Annotated in this window: 19 protein-coding genes and 1 pseudogene; 11 read left to right on the top strand and 9 right to left on the bottom strand. The window is 54.1% G+C overall.

The window, feature by feature from the left end:
* Positions 1 to 96 precede the first annotated feature (96 nt).
* Positions 97 to 2,565, top strand: coding sequence for a membrane-bound PQQ-dependent dehydrogenase, glucose/quinate/shikimate family (locus tag AC07WB_RS20680; RefSeq protein WP_320204518.1), 2,469 nt, complete (start codon positions 97 to 99; stop codon positions 2,563 to 2,565).
* A 265-nt stretch (positions 2,566 to 2,830) separates the two neighbouring features.
* A complete protein-coding gene (locus AC07WB_RS20685) occupies positions 2,831 to 4,771 on the top strand; it encodes a methyl-accepting chemotaxis protein (RefSeq protein ID WP_494941204.1) in 1,941 nt (646 codons plus the stop codon).
* 30 nt (positions 4,772 to 4,801) lie between these two features.
* Here the strand turns inward: AC07WB_RS20685 and AC07WB_RS20690 are convergent, their stop codons facing one another.
* Positions 4,802 to 5,788: a GlxA family transcriptional regulator gene (locus AC07WB_RS20690; RefSeq protein WP_494941205.1), complete on the bottom strand. Its 987-nt coding sequence runs from the start codon at positions 5,786 to 5,788 to the stop codon at positions 4,802 to 4,804.
* A gap of 266 nt (positions 5,789 to 6,054) precedes the next feature.
* Here AC07WB_RS20690 and AC07WB_RS20695 point away from each other — a divergent pair, with 266 nt between their 5' ends.
* A complete protein-coding gene (locus AC07WB_RS20695) occupies positions 6,055 to 6,891 on the top strand; it encodes an alpha/beta fold hydrolase (RefSeq protein ID WP_400457868.1) in 837 nt (278 codons plus the stop codon).
* A 34-nt stretch (positions 6,892 to 6,925) separates the two neighbouring features.
* Here AC07WB_RS20695 and AC07WB_RS20700 read toward each other — a convergent pair whose 3' ends face one another.
* A complete protein-coding gene (locus AC07WB_RS20700; RefSeq protein ID WP_494941206.1) occupies positions 6,926 to 7,888 on the bottom strand; it encodes a GlxA family transcriptional regulator in 963 nt (320 codons plus the stop codon).
* A 116-nt stretch (positions 7,889 to 8,004) separates the two neighbouring features.
* Between AC07WB_RS20700 and AC07WB_RS20705 the strand changes: the two genes are divergently transcribed.
* The gene (locus AC07WB_RS20705) at positions 8,005 to 8,646 is read left to right on the top strand and encodes an HD domain-containing protein (protein ID WP_494941207.1); all 642 of its coding nucleotides are present in this window, start codon (positions 8,005 to 8,007) and stop codon (positions 8,644 to 8,646) included.
* On the opposite strand, the gene AC07WB_RS20710 is transcribed toward AC07WB_RS20705, so the two are convergent.
* The gene (locus AC07WB_RS20710) at positions 8,618 to 9,838 is read right to left on the bottom strand and encodes an MFS transporter (RefSeq protein WP_494941208.1); all 1,221 of its coding nucleotides are present in this window, start codon (positions 9,836 to 9,838) and stop codon (positions 8,618 to 8,620) included. The two genes, AC07WB_RS20705 and AC07WB_RS20710, sit on opposite strands and share 29 nt — an antisense overlap.
* A 137-nt stretch (positions 9,839 to 9,975) precedes the next feature.
* Between AC07WB_RS20710 and AC07WB_RS20715 the strand changes: the two genes are divergently transcribed.
* Positions 9,976 to 10,587, top strand: a complete 612-nt coding sequence (locus AC07WB_RS20715) for a TetR/AcrR family transcriptional regulator (RefSeq protein WP_494941209.1) — start codon at positions 9,976 to 9,978, stop codon at positions 10,585 to 10,587.
* A 35-nt stretch (positions 10,588 to 10,622) separates the two neighbouring features.
* Here the strand turns inward: AC07WB_RS20715 and AC07WB_RS20720 are convergent, their stop codons facing one another.
* Complete coding sequence (locus tag AC07WB_RS20720) at positions 10,623 to 11,738, bottom strand: metallophosphoesterase (RefSeq protein WP_494941210.1); 1,116 nt, start codon at positions 11,736 to 11,738, stop codon at positions 10,623 to 10,625.
* Between the two features lie 126 nt (positions 11,739 to 11,864).
* Here AC07WB_RS20720 and AC07WB_RS20725 point away from each other — a divergent pair, with 126 nt between their 5' ends.
* On the top strand, positions 11,865 to 12,218 hold the full coding sequence (locus AC07WB_RS20725) for an MmcQ/YjbR family DNA-binding protein (RefSeq protein WP_097097805.1): 354 nt from the start codon (positions 11,865 to 11,867) through the stop codon (positions 12,216 to 12,218).
* A 23-nt stretch (positions 12,219 to 12,241) separates the two neighbouring features.
* Here AC07WB_RS20725 and cybB read toward each other — a convergent pair whose 3' ends face one another.
* Positions 12,242 to 12,781, bottom strand: a complete 540-nt coding sequence (gene cybB / locus AC07WB_RS20730; RefSeq protein WP_345830031.1) for a cytochrome b561 — start codon at positions 12,779 to 12,781, stop codon at positions 12,242 to 12,244.
* Between the two features lie 91 nt (positions 12,782 to 12,872).
* Positions 12,873 to 13,361, bottom strand: coding sequence for a MarR family winged helix-turn-helix transcriptional regulator (locus tag AC07WB_RS20735; RefSeq protein WP_494941211.1), 489 nt, complete (start codon positions 13,359 to 13,361; stop codon positions 12,873 to 12,875).
* Positions 13,362 to 13,608: 247 nt separating this feature from the next.
* Here AC07WB_RS20735 and AC07WB_RS20740 point away from each other — a divergent pair, with 247 nt between their 5' ends.
* The 3 genes and pseudogenes from AC07WB_RS20740 (at position 13,609) to AC07WB_RS20750 (ending at position 15,733) form a co-directional block, all read left to right on the top strand.
* The gene (locus AC07WB_RS20740) at positions 13,609 to 14,757 is read left to right on the top strand and encodes an MFS transporter (protein ID WP_097097809.1); all 1,149 of its coding nucleotides are present in this window, start codon (positions 13,609 to 13,611) and stop codon (positions 14,755 to 14,757) included.
* Positions 14,758 to 14,868: 111 nt separating this feature from the next.
* Positions 14,869 to 15,111 (top strand): annotated as a pseudogene (locus tag AC07WB_RS20745) (DUF1543 domain-containing protein); the annotation flags it as partial.
* Positions 15,112 to 15,304: 193 nt separating this feature from the next.
* Positions 15,305 to 15,733 (top strand): nucleotide triphosphate diphosphatase NUDT15, encoded by a 429-nt coding sequence (locus AC07WB_RS20750; protein WP_494941212.1) that lies wholly within the window; start codon positions 15,305 to 15,307, stop codon positions 15,731 to 15,733.
* Here the strand turns inward: AC07WB_RS20750 and AC07WB_RS20755 are convergent.
* Together AC07WB_RS20755 and AC07WB_RS20760 are read right to left on the bottom strand one after the other, a co-directional pair.
* A complete protein-coding gene (locus tag AC07WB_RS20755) occupies positions 15,720 to 16,091 on the bottom strand; it encodes a RidA family protein (protein WP_494941213.1) in 372 nt (123 codons plus the stop codon). The genes AC07WB_RS20750 and AC07WB_RS20755 overlap by 14 nt on opposite strands.
* Positions 16,092 to 16,142: 51 nt before the next feature.
* On the bottom strand, positions 16,143 to 16,838 hold the full coding sequence (locus AC07WB_RS20760) for a B3/B4 domain-containing protein (RefSeq protein ID WP_400457854.1): 696 nt from the start codon (positions 16,836 to 16,838) through the stop codon (positions 16,143 to 16,145).
* Positions 16,839 to 16,881: 43 nt separating this feature from the next.
* On the opposite strand from AC07WB_RS20760, the gene AC07WB_RS20765 reads away from it, so the two are divergent.
* Positions 16,882 to 17,484, top strand: a complete 603-nt coding sequence (locus AC07WB_RS20765; protein WP_494941214.1) for a helix-turn-helix domain-containing protein — start codon at positions 16,882 to 16,884, stop codon at positions 17,482 to 17,484.
* Here AC07WB_RS20765 and AC07WB_RS20770 read toward each other — a convergent pair.
* Positions 17,481 to 18,227: an SDR family oxidoreductase gene (locus AC07WB_RS20770; RefSeq protein ID WP_345830023.1), complete on the bottom strand. Its 747-nt coding sequence runs from the start codon at positions 18,225 to 18,227 to the stop codon at positions 17,481 to 17,483. The genes AC07WB_RS20765 and AC07WB_RS20770 overlap by 4 nt on opposite strands.
* A 99-nt stretch (positions 18,228 to 18,326) precedes the next feature.
* On the opposite strand from AC07WB_RS20770, the gene AC07WB_RS20775 reads away from it, so the two are divergent.
* On the top strand, positions 18,327 to 19,232 hold the full coding sequence (locus tag AC07WB_RS20775) for an AraC family transcriptional regulator (RefSeq protein ID WP_494941215.1): 906 nt from the start codon (positions 18,327 to 18,329) through the stop codon (positions 19,230 to 19,232).
* Positions 19,233 to 19,514: the final 282 nt, after the last annotated feature.

Below are 19,514 nucleotides of genomic sequence, written 5' to 3' on the forward strand. Positions count from 1 at the left end.
AATAAATCCGGCGAAATGGCGAATGAATTCTAGAATTTACAGCGGAGTTTAAAAAAATTTATACCGGTAATTATTAATGGCAAAGGGAAACTTATTTTGAACATCGCAAATCGAATAGCCAGGCTTTCGCTCTGGAATAGAATATTCGCCGTGGTTTTGCTGCTGTTGGGCATTGCACTGGCGGGAGGCGGCGGTTGGCTGGTCGCCTTGGGTGGCAGTTGGTATTACCTGTTGGCAGGGATAGGATTGATTATCTCTGCGGTGCTGATTTTTATGAAGCGAAGCAGCGGCGCAGGCTGGTTTGCGCTGGTGTTTGTCGGCACCTTGATCTGGACCATCTATGAGTCCGGGCTTGACTATTGGCGCTGGGTACCGCGCTTTGCATTAATGCTGATACTTGGCATCTGGTTCGCCTTCCAGTTACCCAACCTGGCGCCGCGCGTAAGCCGTGGCGCATCGCGTGTACTGGCCAGTGTATTAATTCTTGCCTTTATCGTGGCGGCAGCGCTGCCGTTTGCGCCGTTAAACGAAACGCCTGCAACTGATGTTCCGGCGGCGGGATCGGCCAACTTTATGGCGGATACCGGCAGCGGCAAAGCCTCTACACCGGACAGTGGAGATTGGTATACCTACGGCGGTTCGCTGGCGTCACAGCGCTTCGTCAATGCCAGCCAGATAACGCCAGATAACGTCAAAGATCTTAAGCTGGCATGGCAGTTCCGTACCGGCGATCTGCCCAAAGCACGTTGGGGCGGCGAAAACACACCTATCAAAGTGGGCGATACGCTGTATACCTGTACCGCGCGCAATATGGTGTTTGCGTTGGATGCCAGCACCGGTAAAGAGAAGTGGCACTTTGATCCGAAAGTCAGCGACAAATCCATTCCTTACACTGCGGCCTGTCGTGGTTTGACGTGGTATGACAGCCAAACCAATAGCCATATCACCACGGGACAAGACAGCGCAGTGGCCGCTTCGCCTGCGGGTGATAACAGCGACTGCCAGCAGCGCATTATTCTCGGTACGCTGGATGCGCGCATTATCGAACTCAATGCAAAAACCGGTGAGATTTGCCGTAGCTTCGGTAATCAGGGCACGGTGAACCTCGCCGAAGATATGGGCGAGACCTACGATGGCTATGTGGCGATTAACTCCGCGCCGGTGGTCATTCGTGACACCTTAGTTGTGGCGCACCAGACCATTGATGGGCAACGCGCATTTGGTCCTCCGGGTGTCATCAAAGCGTATGACGTGCGCACCGGTCAGCTGAAATGGGCGTGGGATCCTGCTTCACCGGATACCGCCACACCGAAAAAAGGTCCTAACGCCTATAAGCGCGGTTCGCCTGATGTCTGGACCTCGTTCACCGGTGACGACAAGCTTGGCTTGGTGTATTTGCCGGTGGGTAATGCCTCGGGTGACTACTGGAGCGGCACGCGTACGCCTGCCGAGAATAAGTACTCCGTTTCACTCACCGCGTTGAATATTGACACCGGTTTACCCGCGTGGTCATTCCAGACCGCACACAAAGACGTGTGGGATTACGATCCTGGTTCGCAGCCAACGCTGGTGGATTATCCGGATAAGAACGGCGGCAAAACCCCGGCGATCATTATGCCGACCAAGCAGGGTGAAATTTATGTTCTGGACCGCCGCACCGGTAAATCACTGTTTGGCGTTGAAGAGCGTAAAGTCACTGGCGGCGGTATTGAGCCGGATCAGCGCTCGCCGACGCAGCCTTACTCACTGTTCCACCATCTGAGCAAGCCGGATCTGACGCCGCAGGATATGTGGGGATTAACGCCGATCGATCAGCTGGTATGCCGCATTCAGTTCCAGAAGGCGAGCTACCGGGGACAATATACGCCGCCGGAAGCCGATCGCCATTCGATTGAATATCCGGGCTACAACGGCGGTTCCGACTGGGGCAGCGTGGCCGTTGATCCCACGCGCGGCATTATCATTGCTAACTACAACGATATGCCGAACTACAACATTCTGGTGCCGCGTGCCAAAGCGGATGCGCTTGGCTGGAAACCGCGCGATGAAGTTCCTTATAATCCACACGATGAAGGCCATGCGGAAGGCGCGGGCGATCCTCAAATCGGCGTGCCTTACGCCGTTAACGTGAATGCGGGCTGGCGTTTACCGTTCACCGGCATGCTGTGTAAAGAGCCACCTTACGGCGGCATTCGCGCAATCGATATGCGTGATGGTCGCACGATTTGGGACCGTCCACTCGGCACCGCACGTCGCAATGGCCCGTTCGGATTACCCACCGGCTTGCCGATTAATATTGGTACGCCAAACAATGGTGGTTCAGTTGTGACGTCAAGTGGTTTGATCTTTGTTGCGGCTGCCACCGACGATTTGATTCGCGCTATCGATATGCAAACCGGCAAGCAGGTGTGGAGCACCGAACTGCCGGCAGGCGGCCAGGCGAATCCGATGATCTATACCCAGAACGGGCGTGAATATCTGGTGATTGTCGCGGCAGGGCACCACTTTATGGAAACGCCGGTCGGCGATTACGTGCTGGCCTACGCGTTGCCAGAGAAGAAATAACGCTTAAGTAAAAAACCGGCATTGGGCTCTGGCCTGATGCCGGTCGCCATAAATGGCGACCCTACGGTTATTTATCCTGATTTTGTAGGGTGCGCATTTATGCGCACCGGGTTTTCCCGGTAATTAGTCACCTCGCAGCACGCTGATCCGACCTCCTTCACCATCAAGTTCCCGCGCCGTCCGCCGATAGACTCTTCAAAGGGATGTACGCGCACAGGGAGTGGTTCTTTTTCTACCGAAAAGTGTCAACTCCAGGAGCGCCATAATGGCCAAACACGCATCACATAAGAAAACCATGAGCACCCGCACGCAGATGCTGCTGACGGGCGCCTTAACGATCACGCTCGGCTTCGCCGTCACCATCGGCGTCCTGAGCTGGCAATCCAGCAATGAGCAACAGTCGCTGGCGGAAAATTACCTGCAGCAGATCGCGCAGAGCCAGGCGCTGCAAATTCAGCAACAGCTCAGCTATGCACGTGACGTCGCCCACAATCTCGGTCATAGCCTGATTGCTTTACCCGGTGCGGGGATCCAGGACCGCAAGGTGGCCGATAAAGTGATGGAATCGGCGCTACGTGACAATCCCGATTATTTGTCGATCTCGGTGATTTTCGAAGAAAACGCCTTTGATGGGCGCGACGCTGAGTTCGCCACGCAGCCGGGTGCAGCACCAAAGGGGCGCTACGCCTTCTTTGTTGATCGCGATCAGTCCGGCAATTTCAACATGCATCCGCTGACTTCGATCTTTACGCCCGGCCAGGGCGACTACTATTTGCTGCCGCAAAAAAGCCAGAAGGACATGCTGATTGAGCCCTACAGCTACGCTTATAACGGCGTACCCACGTTGCTGACCTCGGTGGCTGCGCCCATCGTTAGCCAGGGAAAATTATGGGGGGTGGTGACCTCCGATATTTCGCTGGCCTCGCTGCAGGAGAAGGTCAATAAAATCAAACCTTGGGAAGGCAGCGGCTATGCGATGCTGCTCTCCAGCGCGGGCAACGTGGTTTCATATCCCGATAAAAGCCAGACCAGCAAGGCGTGGAAAGGCGTAACCAACAACTTCAGCAACAGCGTAATGAAACAGCACGATGCGCTGCTGGGAGAAGATGCGCTGGTGACCTGGCAACCGGTGGTGATTGGTAACAGCGATCAGAAATGGTATCTCGGCGTGGTTGCGCCTGTGAGCAAAGTGATGGCGGCCGCCCATCATCAGCTGGTCAACGCGGTAATTCTGATGGTGATCAGCATTCTGGTGGTGTGCTCGCTGCTTGGCGTGCTGTTCAGTCGCAAAGTGCTGAAACCGATTGGTGGCGAACCGCTGGAAGCCGCAACCATCGCGCTGGCCGTGGCAGATGGCAGGCTGGATAACGTGATTACGCTGAAAGCACGTGATAACAGCAGCTTGTTCTATGCACTGCATACTATGCAAAACCAGCTGCGTGAGATTGTTGGTCAGATTCAGGATGCCAGTTCGTCGGTGCGTCAGGGCGCAGGTGAAATCGCCAGCGGCAACCTCAATCTGGCATCACGCACTGAACAGCAAGCGGCCGCGCTGGAACAAACCGCCGCCAGCATGGAGCAGATCACCGCCACGGTGAAACACAACGCCACCAATGCGCATCAGGCTACCACGCTCACCGACAATGCAACGCATATTGCCAGCCGTGGTGAAACGCTGGTAGGTCAGGTGGTGCAAACCATGGCGCAGATTGACGACAGCGCGAAAAAAATTGGCGACATCACCGCCATCATCAACAGCATCGCGTTCCAAACCAATATCCTGGCGCTTAACGCCGCGGTAGAAGCCGCACGCGCCGGTGAACAAGGGCGCGGTTTTGCCGTGGTAGCGTCGGAAGTGCGTAATCTGGCACAGCGCAGTGCCAATGCGGTGAAGGATATTGCGGTACTGATTGAAGAATCCACCCAGCGCGTTGGCAGCGGCGTGCAGCAGGTGCAGGACGCCGGCAGAACCATGCAAGAGATGACCCAGGCGGTGAACTCGGTGCGCACCATTATCGGCGAAATCGTGATTGCCTCCGATGAGCAGGCGCGCGGTATCAGTCAGGTAACGATTGCGGTGAACGAGATGGACAGCACCACGCAGCAGAACGCCGCGCTAGTGCAGGAGATGTCAGCCGCTGCCAGTTCGCTGGAAGATCAGGCATCGCAGCTGGCGCATACCGTCGGACGTTTCCAGCTCAGTTAGTTATCCGTGACCAACACTATTTGGCACCCGCTATTGGGTGCCAAATCTTTGCCGATACTGGCCAGGCGTTACGCCGGTGAGTTTGCGAAAAATTTTGCGGAAAGCGGAAGGATCGGTGTAGCCGACCTCCCATGCAATTTGTTCGACCGAGCGATTGGAGAGTTCCAGCGCATCGCGCGCTTTCATAATACGTACCTGCTGCACGTAATCCGTTGGGCGTAGGCCGGTCGCCTTTTGGAAATGACGCAGAAAAGTGCGCGGTGTCATGTTGGCCAGAACGGAAAGCGTATCAATGCTGTGCTGATCGGCAAAATGGGCATGGAGGTGATGCTGAGCGCGCAATATTGGGCTATCGCCGTGATCAAAATTGGGAATGAACGCGGAGTAAGTGCTTTGTTCACGGCGCGGTGGATCGACTAACAGAAACCGCGAGGTGGCCAGCATGGTACCGGTGCCCAATATTTTTTCAATTAGCGTCAGGCCCAAGTCGGTCCAGGCCAGGATCCCGCCGGCGGTAATAATATCACCATCGTCAATCACCATATTTTCTGCCGCGACATCAACCGCCGGAAATCGCTCCGACAGCGTTTGCGCAAACGCCCAGTGCGTAGTCGCGCGGCGATGGTCAATAAGCCCGGTTTCTGCGAGCACAAACGCCCCGGCGCACACAGAGCAAAGCGTTACCCCCTCGTTGTATCTCTCGCTCATCCAGTTGGCTGGCACCTTCATCGGCACCATTTTTTCAGGGACCACCAGGCTTGGCGGCGCAATCACATGGCTCAATCGATGTGGCAGATCGGGATGGCTATCCCACACGCATAACATGTTGCTAGCTGTCGTATCGTTCTGCCAATGCGATACCCGAATAGCGCGTTTACGCTCTTCACCAGAAATATTCACCGCCCAATCTGCGGCGATCCTGAACATATCCGTCAGACCATAGACAGCGGCGAGCTGGCTATCGGGATAAATCACTAAGCCCACTTCCGCCACAACGTTGTTTTCAGGTGTGTTCATACTTTGTCACTTAAGGCCCTTAATGTGTCATATATGACAATGTTAACGAATCGTCTTGTGCCTGACAATACGCTCATCGAACAGCAACAGTGACTAACGAAAACCGTAAAGGAACATTTATGTCAGGCGCAGCGATTGAACAGTTAGCTATTTCCCGGCGAGGGTTACTGATTCTGAGCGGTACGCTCTCAGCCAGTATCGGGCTTTCTCATTCGGCCCTTGCCAACGGTTTAACCCTTTTATCATCACAGTCTGGAGATTCTAAAATGAGCAACGGCATCATCACTACCCAAGACGGCACCCGGATTTTTTATAAAGATTGGGGTCCAAAAAATGCGCAACCGGTGGTGTTCCATCACGGCTGGCCCTTAAGCGCCGATGACTGGGATAACCAAATGTTATTCTTCTTAGCCGAAGGGTATCGCGTTATTGCCCACGATCGCCGCGGACACGGGCGTTCCGATCAAACGGATAACGGCAATGATATGACCACCTACGCTGCCGACGTAGCTGAACTGGTCAAAGCATTGGATTTACGCAACGCCATTCATATTGGCCACTCAACCGGTGGCGGTGAGGTGGCGCGATATGTGGCGCATGCCGAAAAAGGTCGGGTGGCGAAGGCCGTACTGATGGGCGCGGTGCCACCGATCATGCTGCAAACGGCGGCAAACCCAGCAGGATTACCAAAATCTGTTTTTGACGGTTTCCGCTCGGCGCTGGCATCCAACCGTGCGCAATTCTTTATCGATGTGCCAGCGGGACCGTTCTACGGTTTTAATCGTCCGGGAGCAAAAATCAGCCAGGGATTGATTGATAACTGGTGGCGTCAGGGCATGGCAGGAGGGGCAAAAGCACAGTATGACTGTATTGCCGCATTCTCAGAAACCGACTTTACCGAGGATTTAAAGGCGATAAGCGTTCCGGTGTTGGTGCTGCATGGTGAGGACGATCAGGTTGTGCCAATTGATGATTCTGCCCATAAGGCTATCAAGCTGCTGAAACAGGGCACACTGAAAACCTATCCGGGCTTGTCCCACGGTATGTTTGCCACTAACCCCGAGCAGATTAACCCTGATTTGCTGGCATTTGCCAAAGCCTAACGTAACTTGATAAGCCGGGCATCGCGTCCGGCTTTTAGCTTTTCGCATTCATCTTGCTGTACGCCGAGGGTGTCATGCCGGTTACCCGGCTGAAAACGCGGCGCATCACATCGGCACCTGAAAAGCCGCACTCGGTTGCCAACGTTTTGGCCGGCAGCGATTTTTGCTCCAGCAGCTGTTTCGCTTTAGCGACGCGCTCCCGTTCAAGCCATTGCCCCGGCGTGATACCCAGTTCATTGCGAAACAGACGCGTGAGATGTCGCTCACTGATAGCCATGTGTTCCGCCATCATTGCCACCGATTTTACTGCATGCAGATGCGTGATAACCCAGCGTTGTAGCTCCTGTAGTGCCGAGCGACCGACCAGCGACATGCTGCTGCCGCGCATGAAATGCGTCTGATTAACCGGGCGACGGAAAAACATCACCAGATGCGCAGCAATTTCAATCGCCGCCTCTCGGCCAAGATCCTCTTCAACCAGCCGCAAGGCGAGATCCAGGCCGGAGGTGACACCGGCCGCGGTGCGCACCCGCCCATCGGTTATGCACAACGCATCGGCATCTACGATAATCCCCGGATGAAGAGCCGCCAGCAAACCGGCACATTCCCAGTGGGTGGTAACGTGCTTGCCCTCCAGCAGTCCGGTGCGGGCCAGCAGCAGCGCTCCGCTGCATACCGATCCAAAACGCTCACTGCGTTGGCATAAACGCGTTATTGCCAATAGCGCTTCATCATCCGGGGAAAAATTTTCAATTCCCGGCGCGCCAGCGATAAGAAAAGTGTGCGGGGCATAGCTCACGCTATCCGCCAACATCATATCGGCGGTTAACCGCACCCCCGATGAGGCGTGAATAGGTGATCCGTCAATGGCGATAATTTTTGGCGTATAAATCTGCCGCTTTAGAATACGGTTGGCTTCAGCAAAGACATCCAGCGGCCCACAAACGTCAAGCAGCTGTACGCCGGGTACCGCCAGAATCGCGATGTCGTGTCGCATTCATCTTTTCTCCATGTCTCAAACGATCATAATGTCCTTAATCATCTGAATTGGACACTTTGAGACTAGCACTTTGCGCCCTATGCTGGAAAAACACAACCAACAGGAGAGAGAAAATGAGCGTGAATGTCACCGGTATCCGCATTCCAGACAGCAAAATGGCGCACGAAGCCACCGAATTTATCCGCGATACAGAATCAGACTTGTTGTTTAATCACTCCAGCCGCGTGTACTACTGGGGCGCGCTGGCGGGTCAACAGCGTGGGCTCAAGGTCGACAACGAGCTGCTCTATATTGGCTGCATGTTTCATGACATAGGTCTGACGCACGAACACTGCAGCTGCGATAAACGATTTGAAGTGGATGGCGCCAATGCCGCGCGCGACTTTCTGCAGGGCTACGGCATTTCCACCCATGATATTGATAAGGTATGGACTGCCATTGCGTTGCACACCACGCCGGGAATTCCCGAGTTTATGGCACCGGAGATCGCGCTGGTGACGGCTGGGGTAGAGATGGATGTGTTAGGCATCGGCTATGAACATTTTGCTGATGAGCAGATAGACGCGGTGACAAGCCGCTACCCGCGTCCAGCGGCATTTAAAGAGGAGATCATTCAGGCCTTTTACGATGGCATCCGGCATAAACCGGACACCACATTTGGCAATGTGAAAGCCGATGTGATCAAGGATAAACAGCCTGAATTCTCTCCGCTCAATTTTTGCAGCGTTATACGTCAGTCTCGCTGGCAGGGCTGAGTGACGCTTTAGCTCTGCTGCCGATCGCTGGGAAACCTCGCTGTGCACGCAGAGCAATCGCCAAAGCGACCAATAGCAATATGAGGATCGCCCACGGGAAAGCGTGGGAACCGGCATGCTTAAGCAGCAATCCGCCGGTTAAACCGCCGAGGGCGATGGCGCTGTTCCACGTCACGACATTCATTGAGAGTGCGACGTCGGCATAGTCACCGGCGGCATCGGCTAATGCCGTCTGGAGCAGCGTCGCCGCACCGCCGAACGTCAATCCCCAGACGGCGACTCCCGCATATATCACGCCAGCGGTTAACGTAGCCACACCAAACACCAGCGACACCGTCGCAAAAATCGACAGGGATAACAGCACCGCTTTACGCAGATGGGTATCAATGATTCTGCCGGTGATGAAAATGCCGCCCAGCGCGGCAATGCCAAAGATCAGCAGTACCAAATCCACCCGCGCCGCCAAACCCGCCGAGGCAATAAATGGGGCGATGTAGGTATAGAGAATGTTATGCGCCAACATCCACGCCAGCACCACACCGAGCACGGAGCGAACGCCTGGCAGACGTAATACCGCAGCGAGCGGCATTTTTTGCTTCGCGGAATGACCGGGATAGTTCGGCACGGCCAGCAGTATCCAGCCAATCAGGACGAGCGAGAGTCCAGACATGACGGCAAAAGTAAGACGCCATCCGAGTAATGATCCCATCCAGGTTCCTGCAGGAACACCCAATGAAAGCGCGATTGGCGTGCCCACCATGGCGAGTGCTAACGCACGTCCCTGCAGCGACGGAATCACCATTCTGCGTGCATAGCCCGCAATCAAACTCCATGCCAGACCGGCAGACGCGCCCGCTAAAAATCTCACGATTAAAATGAGGGTGATGTTAGAAGATACGGCGGTGAGCGTGTTAAAAACCAGAAATCCGCACACGGTGCTCAGCAGAACTCTGCGGCGTGACCAGCTTCGCGTTAGCAGCGTCAGGGGAATCGCCGCGATGAGTGAACCGGCGGCATAGGCGGTAACCAGCTGACCCGACAGCGCAGGCGAAATAGCAAGTCCCTGACTGATTTGTGGCAGCAAACCGGCGGGAATGGTTTCCGTCAGAATACAGATAAAGCCTGCCATCGCCAGCGCCAGCAGCGCCAATACCGGCAGTTGCTGTGCCTCGCCATGTTTATGTAATTTCATCATTAAGCCTTTAGGTGATTAAGAACAACGTCATTGCATGGAAATGATATATGTATCGATCGGTATTTATATTGCGTAAAGGCGTTGTACGTTGTCAATGAATTCTGTATCGATTAGTATATATGGTGGAGGTGTTGATGATGAGAACAGGCAGACCAAGACAATTTGACCGGGATGACGCGGTAGTGAAAGCCATGCACCTCTTTTGGGAGAATGGCTACGATTCCACCTCGCTTGCGCAGCTGAAAGCGTCGATAGGCAAGGGGATCACCGCGCCAAGCTTCTATGCTGCGTTTGGATCGAAAGAAGCACTTTTCGCTGAAGCCGTGAGCTGTTATTTGCAAACGCATGCTCAGGTAACAGAAGCGTTGTGGGATCCCGACTTACCCGCCCGTCAGGCATTGGAGACGGCGCTGCTGAACTCCGCCAGAATGCAGTACGATCCTTCGCATCCGCGTGGATGCATGGTTGCGCTCAGCGTGATGTCATCCTGCAGCGAAGAAAATCGCCACGTGCTGAAACCCCTTGAAGCGTCGCGCAAGCGCACCCGCGCAGGGATTAGACACTGCATTGAGAGAGGCATCCACAGCGGAGAACTGAAAGATAATGAGGAAACGCTATCACTGGCGGTCAGCTTTAGCAGTTTCATGCTGGGGATCTCAACGTTGGCGCGGGATAATGTTCCCCTCGTTGAGGTTGAGCGGGGCATCGCACAGATGATGCGATTGTGGGATGCTGCCAGGGCATAAAAAAGGTCCGTGAACCACGGACCTGTCTTATCGGGTTAACGTCGCCGCTGCAGCGTAATGCGGGTTAACTCCGATGGACGCCCTAATCTCACTGCCATGCCCGGCCAAAGCGCGGTGCCGTTATTCACATAAAGCTGCATGCCTTCTACCTGATATAAGCCGGATACAAAGCCCGCATTAGGTTTAGCAAACAACCGATCAAAGCCCAGAATCAGACCGCCGTGCGTATGGCCGGAAAGCTGCAGATCAATTTTTTTCACCGCGTTTTGTCGCGCATTGCGCGGTTGGTGATCGAGCAGAATCACGGGCGCATTTTCCGGCGCACCTGCCAGCGCCACATCCAAATCCGGGCCAACGGCGCCTCGGCGTGAGGCGGAAGTATCGGGCATACCGGCAATCACCAGCTCTGCACCATTGCGGTTAATCACGGTGTGGCGGTTTAGCAAGGGTTCCAATCCGAGTGAGGCCAGATGGGCCGTCCAGCGCTCCTGTTCAAAGAAATATTCGTGGTTGCCGGTGATGGCGAAAACCCCATCGGGTGCGTGTAAATTGCGCAGCGGTTCCACGTCCGCTCGGCGATTATTCAGTGTGCCATCAATGACATCGCCGGTAACCAGAATAATATCCACTTTCAACGACATGGCTTTTGTCACCAGCGCACGGGTCCATTTCTCATTGAACAGTTTGGTGATGTGCATATCGGTCAGCTGCAGCAGTTGATAGCCCTCAAACTCCTGGGGCAGGTTATCAATCTCAATGGTCACATCTTTAAGCGGGGGAACGCGAATGGCCTGATAGACGCCCACCGTGGCAAGAATCAGCGCAAACGCCGCCGCCACATAGCGAATGGCGGGAACTATCTCCAGCGGATGAGGGAACAGCAGCGAGATCAAGGCCACCACATCAATCACAAACTGGGTGATCGCGAGAAACAAAACGGCGCTAAAGCTCCAGTTGAACAGGATGACGATCGCGCGGGGCATTTCCGGCGAGAACATGCTGCCGGAGGTAAATCGGCTGACCAGCAGATACTGTGAAGCCAGTAACACCAGCAGAGAGAGAACAATTTTTAATAGCAGTGGCATCGCTAGCGGGAATAAAAACCGCGCGATGACATACCAGCTCGGTATGCTGAAAATCAGATGAAACATCATTCACTTCCCTGGTTTAAGGCGCAGCGGACGCGCAAAAAAATCAATTCGCAGTGTAGTCTTTACTGATTAATATTATGGCTTCGCGCGTGCTTTTTTTTGCACGTCATTCATCAGGGAGCATGCATGCAACGTCAACAGCTGTTCGACTACATCAGCCAGCATTATCAGGTGGAACCTGATTACCCCTGGAAAAAGCACAGCGAATACGCAGTGCTGCGTCACCCGCGTCATCGCAAATGGTTTGCGCTGGTATTCCCGCTGGAGAGCCACAAACTTGGGCTACCGGATGGACCGATGATTGACGTGATGAACATCAAAACCCGCCCCGAACTTAATGGATCGCTGCGCCAGCAGCACGGCGTCTATCCGGCTTACCACATGAATAAAGAGCATTGGCTCAGCATCACGCTGGAAAATGGTCTGCCGGACAGTGAGATCCTTGCTCTGCTTGATGACAGCTTTAGCTTAACGTTTTAGCCTGCGTGACGCTGTCACTTAAATCAGCGCGAGCGTCGGGACGGCATCATGCGCACCAGCGTATTATCTTTAAACAGATAATGGTGCGCCAGCGCGGCCAGGGCGTGTATACCAATCAGCCAGTAACCATAGGGCGCGAGGGTTTCATGCCAGCCCGCCAGCGTATCGGCAAAATCCGGGTCCGGATCGCCACTTACCGGCATTGGGATGCCAAAAATCCACCAGGTGCGGCCCATATAGAAGCGCGACAGAATGCCCAGCGTGGGCAGCACGATGAAAAACAGATAAATCGCCAGATGCATCAAATGTGCTAAGCCGGTTTGCCAGTGCGGTGGCTTAGGCACAATCGCTGGGCTGCGATGACGAAAACGCAGCATAATGCGCGACAGCATTAGCACCAGCACACAGCTTCCGGCGCTGAAATGACCAATGATCATCGCAAACCCTTGCCACGAACCACGCGTCGCTAACCCACGAAACTCCATGGTGCAATAGGCGGTGGCCACTAACAGGAAGGTCAACCAATGCAGAAATATCTGCGACGGGGCGTATTTGTTGCTCATGTTTGATCCGTAAGAATGCCAGGCAAGACGCTTACTTTAACGGAAAACGTGCTGAATTAATTCGTAATTTGACACATCCGCAACCTCAATTTTACCTTTCGCTTGCCACCAATAATTGGCTCAATAGCCCTTCAAGTTGCTGCTGCTGTGAAGCATCCAACGTGGCCAGCAGGCTATTTTGCGTCTGCGTATGCACTTTCAGCGCCTGCTCAATCTTCTCCTGCCCGGCGGGAGTTAGCGCAACCAGCATGCTGCGCTTATCCTCCGGATCGGCGATGCGGACGATCGAGCCCACTTCCTCAAGTCGATTAAGCCGATTGGTCATAGCACCCGACGTCACCAGCAATGATGTATAGAGCTGCGTCGGTGACAAGCGATAGGGCGCGCCCGCACGGCGCAGCGTGGCCAGCACATCAAACTCACCCTCGCGAAAGCCAAACGGTGCCAGCGCATCGGCCCGCGTTTTCGCCAGATGTTTCATGATACGTAGCATGCGACCAAACACCGCCATCGATGACGCATCCAACTCCGGCATAGCGCTGGCCCACTGTTCCATTACAAAATCAACGTGATCCGCCAATCTGCTTCTCCATTCATTACTTTTCATACGTTTTGGCATCATCCTTAGCGGCGCAATTTATCGCGCATCTCAATGACGGCTGAATGCCCATCCAGGCTCTGCGAAATAAATTGCGCCGCTACGCGTGGTAGGTGTTTTTCACCGTTGCCCTGCCAACGTGCAATTTGTTGCTTTGTGCGCAGGGGCTGTTTCTCCTGAGTAAAGTATCTTAACGTTAAGATACTTTTAACGTGCAAGGAGATGCAAAGTGAATCGTACTTTACCTGCGGTTGGGCTGTTTGCCGTACTGGTTTTTATTATCGCGCTGAATTTGCGGCCAGTGATGGCGGCGATGGGGCCGCTTTTCCCGCTGCTGCAGCATGACGCCCAGTTAAGCGCTACGCAACTCAGTTTGTTAACCACGTTGCCGGTGATCATGATGGGGTTGGCGGCGCTGACGGGGCCGCTGCTCCTGCGTACGCTGGGCGAAGTGCGCGGTATCGCCTGCGGATTAGTGCTAATAGCACTGGCCAGCCTCGCGCGCGGCGTGGATCATTCAGCCGTAATGTTAATAACCAGTGCATTGGTGGCGGGCTGCGGTATTGGCTTGATTCAGGCACTCATGCCCGCGCAGATTAAGCGTCGTTTTGGTGCGAAAGCGGGAACCTTAATGGCGCTATTCACCACTGGCATTATGGCGGGTGCGGCAATCGCTGCTGCCACTGCAGCACCGCTGGCGACTGCACAAGGCTTAGGCTTAACGCTGGCAATCCCCGCACTGCCGGCTGTGATTGCCCTTTTACTGTGGCGGGTGATGTCACACCACACGACGCCCGTGCCAGACACCCCTCGTTCAGGCGCGTTAGGTCAGCAACGCCCCTGGCTGTTGATGATTTTCTTCGGTATTGGCACCGGCGCCTACACGTTAGTGCTCGCGTGGCTGCCGCCTTTCTATATTCAGCACGGCTGGCAGCCGGAGCAGAGCGGTTACGTGCTGGGCGCATTGACGTTGACGGAAGTTGTCGCAGGGTTTGTCCTGGCGGCTGTGATTCATCGCTTTCGCGATCGTCGCCGACCATTGCTGGTGGTATTGGGGATGATTTTGCCAGGCCTGCTCAGTTTGCTGATGCTGGGTGGTGAGCAGGCGTGGCTGCCGACCTTGCTGCTGGGATTGGGCATCGGCGCACTGTTCCCGCTTTCATTAATCGTCACGCTGGATCATGCGCGCACGCCTGAAGAAGCGGGTGCCTTGTTATCGTTTGTGCAGGGTGGGGGCTATCTGCTGGCGGCATTAATGCCGTTGATTGCCGGAATGGTACGCGATCGTGCAGCCTCACTTGACAGTGCGTGGGTGATAATGAGCGCCGGCATTGTGCTGCTAATGGTGATGGCACTGCGTTTTAAACCGCAGCATTAGACAGTATGGTTGCAGCATGAATGCGTTGTTTCGCTATGCATTATGTTTTATAACGCCTGCAACGCTTTAAGATTGCAAAAGGAAATGACCACGTGAACCTGTTTATCTTTTACGTTGGCGGAATTGCACGCGTTCGATTTGTTTGTGGCGGAGAGTGTGAAAGAGGCCAAGGCGAAGGGTTTGGCTAATCTATTGCCCGGGGCAGATCATCAGCACAAAGACAATCTGAAAGACGTGGATGATTGCCTGCTGCTGGAAAAAGTGGGCGATCTCTATATCCACCTCATGCCGGAGGCTAACGGTGAACCTTTCCGCCCAGAATGGCAGGGTTATCAGCTGATTGGTGTGGTGTAATCATAGGCTCGTCATATATGACGTAATGGTTGTCAGTTAAGACATAAAAACCCTCATTACCGAGAGCACACCTTGTAGCGGCGCAATTTATTGCGCGATAAATCGCGCCGCTACGGAAGTTGCGGTAATTTGATCCGGCGCTTAACTGATCGGCATTACGTCATATATGACGACCTGAAAACAAGGAGCATATATGTCGCCACAGGTAGGTATTGGCGTTTTAATTTTCCGCGATGGCAAATTGTTGTTGGGCCAGCGTAAAGGCAGCCACGGCGCCGGAGACTGGTCTGCGCCGGGCGGGCATCTGGAGTTTGGAGAATCACCCGAAGACTGTGCACGTCGTGAGGTACTGGAGGAAACCGGCTTGCAACTGGGGACGTTGCAAAACGGGGCTTTCATTAGCGATGTCTTTCCCGAGGTCAACAAGCACTACATCACGCTGTTGATGGTAGCGCAGGATGCTAGCGGTGAACCGCAGCTGATGGAGCCTGAAAAGTGCCGCGGCTGGCAGTGGTTTGCGCCTGAGGAATTACCTGAACCGCTATTTGCACCGCTGCGCAGCTGGCTTGAACGTGATGGATTGCTTGCGTTGCAGAAATTGGCGCAGGTTACAGCGCGATAATCGCCTCAATTTCAATCTTCAACTCGGGCGAAAACAGTTGGCTAATTTGCACCAGCGAACTGGCAGGCAGATGGTCGCCATAATGCCTAAACAGCACGCTGCGTAATGCGTTGATCTCATCAAATGAAGTGATAAAAATGGTCACTTTGATGAGGTTCTCTAGCGAACTCTGTTCTTCTGCTGCAATGCAATGCAGCTGCTGGAAAATGGCTTCTGCTTGCGCGGCGATATCAGCCTGCTGCGCCGGCGTGCCAAAGGCCGTCAAGCCAGATACATACAAAGTATCGGCATGCTTTACCGCGTGTACATACGGCGCTTTGACTTCACCTAGCTGCGGGTAGTTTTTACGCGTTATCATCTGTTTCTCCTTAAACGATTTTTAAAACCATTACTTTGACAAACATAGCTTTTAGCTTTGGCTTGCGCTAAGCACATTGCGCACCACGCTGGCACCCGGCATCATTTGTTGAATACCGTGCTCCAGCATATCGCCCGCTTGCTGCAAGGCGTCCAGAGGCATGGCCGGCAAGCGCTCTAGCACAAACCACATCTGCTTTTGTTCAATGCTGAGACGCGTGCGGACACCTTGTCGCCAGTTCCAACGTCGGCAAGTCACGCCAGTATCATCGCGCCATATCACTTCGCCTGGCTCTGGCGATTCATGACTTAACACGCCTTCTTTATAGACATCGAAGAGCTCGTTGCCAGTAGCGCGCGTTAAAAGTGGGTTACCCGCGTAAGCCGCCACGTTCTCACCACCAACCGGAATGGCAAAACGAAGGCTCACCGCATTATAAAGATCAACAATGGGATCGATGGCGGCCATAGTACCGTCACGCTGCACGCGTTTGCGTAGTGCATCCGCCGAGCAGGGCGTACGCTTGGGTTTGGTACCAAAGCGTTTAAACATTTCCGCCCACTGTGCCAGATGTTGCTCGGCCCAGGGGAAATCCTGCTTCAGCATATCGCGACAGGCGCGCGCCAGCGTTTCTTCTCCCACCTGCGGATGCAATACCGGCGCCGCCTGTACCAGAATGCTGAGCGCGGTGAACTCGGGAGCCAGTGCAGAGACGGAAGGATCGATTGACGGGTTAAAGGCGAACATAACATAATCCTGTAATGACTAATTTATCCCATAATAGTGACCGATGAAGAATAAAGTCAATAAAATGACCGAAGTGGGTGCTGATATCGACTTTGTCAGCGCTGCAGTGTCCACTAGCGTTAAAACTTACCGCCAACAGCAAAAATTATCCCTCGATGAGCTGTCGCGCCGCGCAGGAGTGAGTAAAGGGATGCTCGTGGAAATTGAGAAAGGTAGTGCTAATCCTAGCATTGCTATTCTGTGCAAAATAGCCGCGGCGCTGGGTTTATCGGTGGCGGATATTGTCAACGTCAGCGCCGATCCATTGGCGCATCTGGTTGCAGAAGCGGACATTCCAGTGTTATGGCAGGGCGAGAAAGGCGGCACGGCACGTTTGCTAGCGGGCACGCAGGGGCCGGACATGATTGAGCTGTGGCATTGGCAGATGTTTCCCGGCGAAGCGTTTGAGTCGCCGGGCCATCCACAGCGAACCTACGAATTACTGCATGTCGAACAAGGGGAATTGACACTGAAGGTTGATGAGCAGGTATTGGCAGTGCCGTGTGGCAGTTCTGCAGTAGCAAAAACCGCTGCGCCACACAGCTACGCTAACCTCGGCACGCAGCCGCTGGTTTTCACCATGGCCGTCGCCGAGATTCACAGTTAACCGACTTGATTAGCTAAGGCTACCGCATCTTCACCCGCTGGAATGCGCATCGGCGCATTAGGATCGGTTGCCGCACGCCATACCGCTTCAGCAACATCGTCGGCTTTCGTGGTTGGCTGCGGTTGTTGCATTGCGTTAAATACGCCATCAAGCAGCGGCTGATAGGCCTCGAGCTGAGTGTTTTCCATGCGCGGCCTCGCATTCTTGCCAAAGTCGGTGGTTGGCGCCAGACCGGGCAGCACCAGCCGCACCTTGATATTGAATGGCTCAAGCTCGTGTGCCAGTGATTCTGTAAAGGCATTCACCGCGGCTTTACTGCCGGTGTAAACCGCCAGCAGCGGCAGGGATTTCAGCGTAACAGTCGATGTCACATTGATTACCGTACCGCTCTTCTTCGCACGAAACTGTGGCAGCACAGCCTGCGTCAGTGCGATGGTGCCGAGCGTGTTAGTCTCAAACACGTCGCGCACCGTCGACATCGGCGTGCCCTCCAATGAGGTCAATACCCCGATCCCGGCGTTATTCACCAGCACATCAATTTCGCCAGCGTCGGCGATGGCTTGTTTAATACTGGCAGCGTCGCTGACATCCAATGGCAGCAGGCGCAGATTTTCTGAGGCGGGAAACAGATCGGCGCGCGGATTGCGCATAGTGGCAATTACTTTCCAGCCGCGCTCAAGGAAATAGAGTGCGGTGGCGTGACCAAAGCCAGAAGAACAACCGGTGATTAGAATCGTTTTCATCTTTCACTCCTGCATTGCATTAGGGTAGGCAACCACTATAGAGTTAACGCTCTGGACTCACTACAACACAACGTCCGGTTTTCATTCGCAGGAGTCCAAATGATCGATCCGCTGTCCGAGATGGTTTCGCTGTTACAACCCCAAGCCGCGTTTTCAAAACGCGCATGTGCCAATGGCCACTGGCGCGTACATCGCAGCGAAACCGGCCAGCCATTTTATTGTGTGGTGCTGGAAGGCCGCTCCCAATTGAAGATGAAAGGCTTTCCAGCGATTACCCTTGAGCAGGGCGACTTTGTGTTAATCCCTGCCGCATGGGAATTCTGCATGACCAGCGCCGAACCACCCGCAGACGATGTGCCGGCAACGCTGCCGCAAATGCTTGCACCGGGCGAATACTTTATTGGCGATCCGCATCAACTGGTTGAGGTAAAGACGTTAATTGGCTATTGCCAGTTCGGCGCACCGGATGCCGGTTTGATCGTCTCACTGCTGCCGCAATTTATTCATGTGCGCGGCGAATCGCGCTTGACCACGCTGGTACAACTGGTGATGGATGAATGTCGTGCGCAGCGTCCGGCGCGCCATGTGGTGCTGGAGCGATTGCTGGAGTTGCTGCTCATTGAAGCGCTGCGATCGATGCCACTATGCAACGCTTGTCCGGGCGTGATGAGCGGATTAGCCGACGAAAGACTGGCGGCGGCGATACGGGCTATCCACGCTAATCCGGCACACAGCTGGACGGTGGCCGAACTGGCGAAAGCTGCTGCGCTATCGCGTTCAGCTTTCTTTGTACGTTTCCGGGAGGCAGTTGGCGTAGCGCCGATGGTTTATTTGCTCACGTGGCGCATGGCGCTGGCGAAAAACCTGCTGCGCGGCAAAAGCATGGCGGTGGCCGAAGTGGCGGAGCGCGTCGGTTATCGTTCCGCAAGCGCTTTCAGCGTGGCATTCAGTCGTTACGTTGGCCAGCCACCCGCGTGGTTTGCGGCAGCTGAAGAGGATATTTAGCGATGAAGCTGCAAATTGCCGCTTAAACGGGTAATTTTTTTCTTCGGCCCAATTAAACCCATCGCCACCTATTATTGCCATCCTTTTTTAATCTTTTTATTAACTTTTAGGTCCGATGATAATTATTCTATTTTTAGCTAATTTCCTAAATCTTCTCTCCCACCTCACAAATACTTAACTCAAACTAGACGATTCCCATACATAGCGTAGATACTCATTTCACCCGATTTCAAACGTTAAAAAGCTGAAACAAAATAATTCAATCACTTAAATAAACCTCAA

Source organism: Pantoea sp. GW821-FHT03E06, assembly GCF_059420725.1.

What these genes read in the sequence shown, in the direction of transcription:
- AC07WB_RS20775 (WP_494941215.1), top strand. Translation starts at nt 18,327, where the DNA reads ATGATCGATCCGCTGTCCGAGATGGTTTCGCTGTTACAACCCCAAGCC.
- AC07WB_RS20700 (WP_494941206.1), bottom strand. Translation starts at nt 7,888, where the DNA reads ATGCGACACGACATCGCGATTCTGGCGGTACCCGGCGTACAGCTGCTT.
- AC07WB_RS20710 (WP_494941208.1), bottom strand. Translation starts at nt 9,838, where the DNA reads ATGAAATTACATAAACATGGCGAGGCACAGCAACTGCCGGTATTGGCG.
- AC07WB_RS20720 (WP_494941210.1), bottom strand. Translation starts at nt 11,738, where the DNA reads ATGTTTCATCTGATTTTCAGCATACCGAGCTGGTATGTCATCGCGCGG.
- AC07WB_RS20760 (WP_400457854.1), bottom strand. Translation starts at nt 16,838, where the DNA reads ATGTTCGCCTTTAACCCGTCAATCGATCCTTCCGTCTCTGCACTGGCT.
- AC07WB_RS20755 (WP_494941213.1), bottom strand. Translation starts at nt 16,091, where the DNA reads ATGATAACGCGTAAAAACTACCCGCAGCTAGGTGAAGTCAAAGCGCCG.
- AC07WB_RS20750 (WP_494941212.1), top strand. Translation starts at nt 15,305, where the DNA reads ATGTCGCCACAGGTAGGTATTGGCGTTTTAATTTTCCGCGATGGCAAA.
- AC07WB_RS20705 (WP_494941207.1), top strand. Translation starts at nt 8,005, where the DNA reads ATGAGCGTGAATGTCACCGGTATCCGCATTCCAGACAGCAAAATGGCG.
- AC07WB_RS20695 (WP_400457868.1), top strand. Translation starts at nt 6,055, where the DNA reads ATGAGCAACGGCATCATCACTACCCAAGACGGCACCCGGATTTTTTAT.
- AC07WB_RS20725 (WP_097097805.1), top strand. Translation starts at nt 11,865, where the DNA reads ATGCAACGTCAACAGCTGTTCGACTACATCAGCCAGCATTATCAGGTG.
- AC07WB_RS20715 (WP_494941209.1), top strand. Translation starts at nt 9,976, where the DNA reads ATGATGAGAACAGGCAGACCAAGACAATTTGACCGGGATGACGCGGTA.
- AC07WB_RS20765 (WP_494941214.1), top strand. Translation starts at nt 16,882, where the DNA reads ATGAAGAATAAAGTCAATAAAATGACCGAAGTGGGTGCTGATATCGAC.
- AC07WB_RS20690 (WP_494941205.1), bottom strand. Translation starts at nt 5,788, where the DNA reads ATGAACACACCTGAAAACAACGTTGTGGCGGAAGTGGGCTTAGTGATT.
- AC07WB_RS20770 (WP_345830023.1), bottom strand. Translation starts at nt 18,227, where the DNA reads ATGAAAACGATTCTAATCACCGGTTGTTCTTCTGGCTTTGGTCACGCC.
- AC07WB_RS20685 (WP_494941204.1), top strand. Translation starts at nt 2,831, where the DNA reads ATGGCCAAACACGCATCACATAAGAAAACCATGAGCACCCGCACGCAG.
- cybB (WP_345830031.1), bottom strand. Translation starts at nt 12,781, where the DNA reads ATGAGCAACAAATACGCCCCGTCGCAGATATTTCTGCATTGGTTGACC.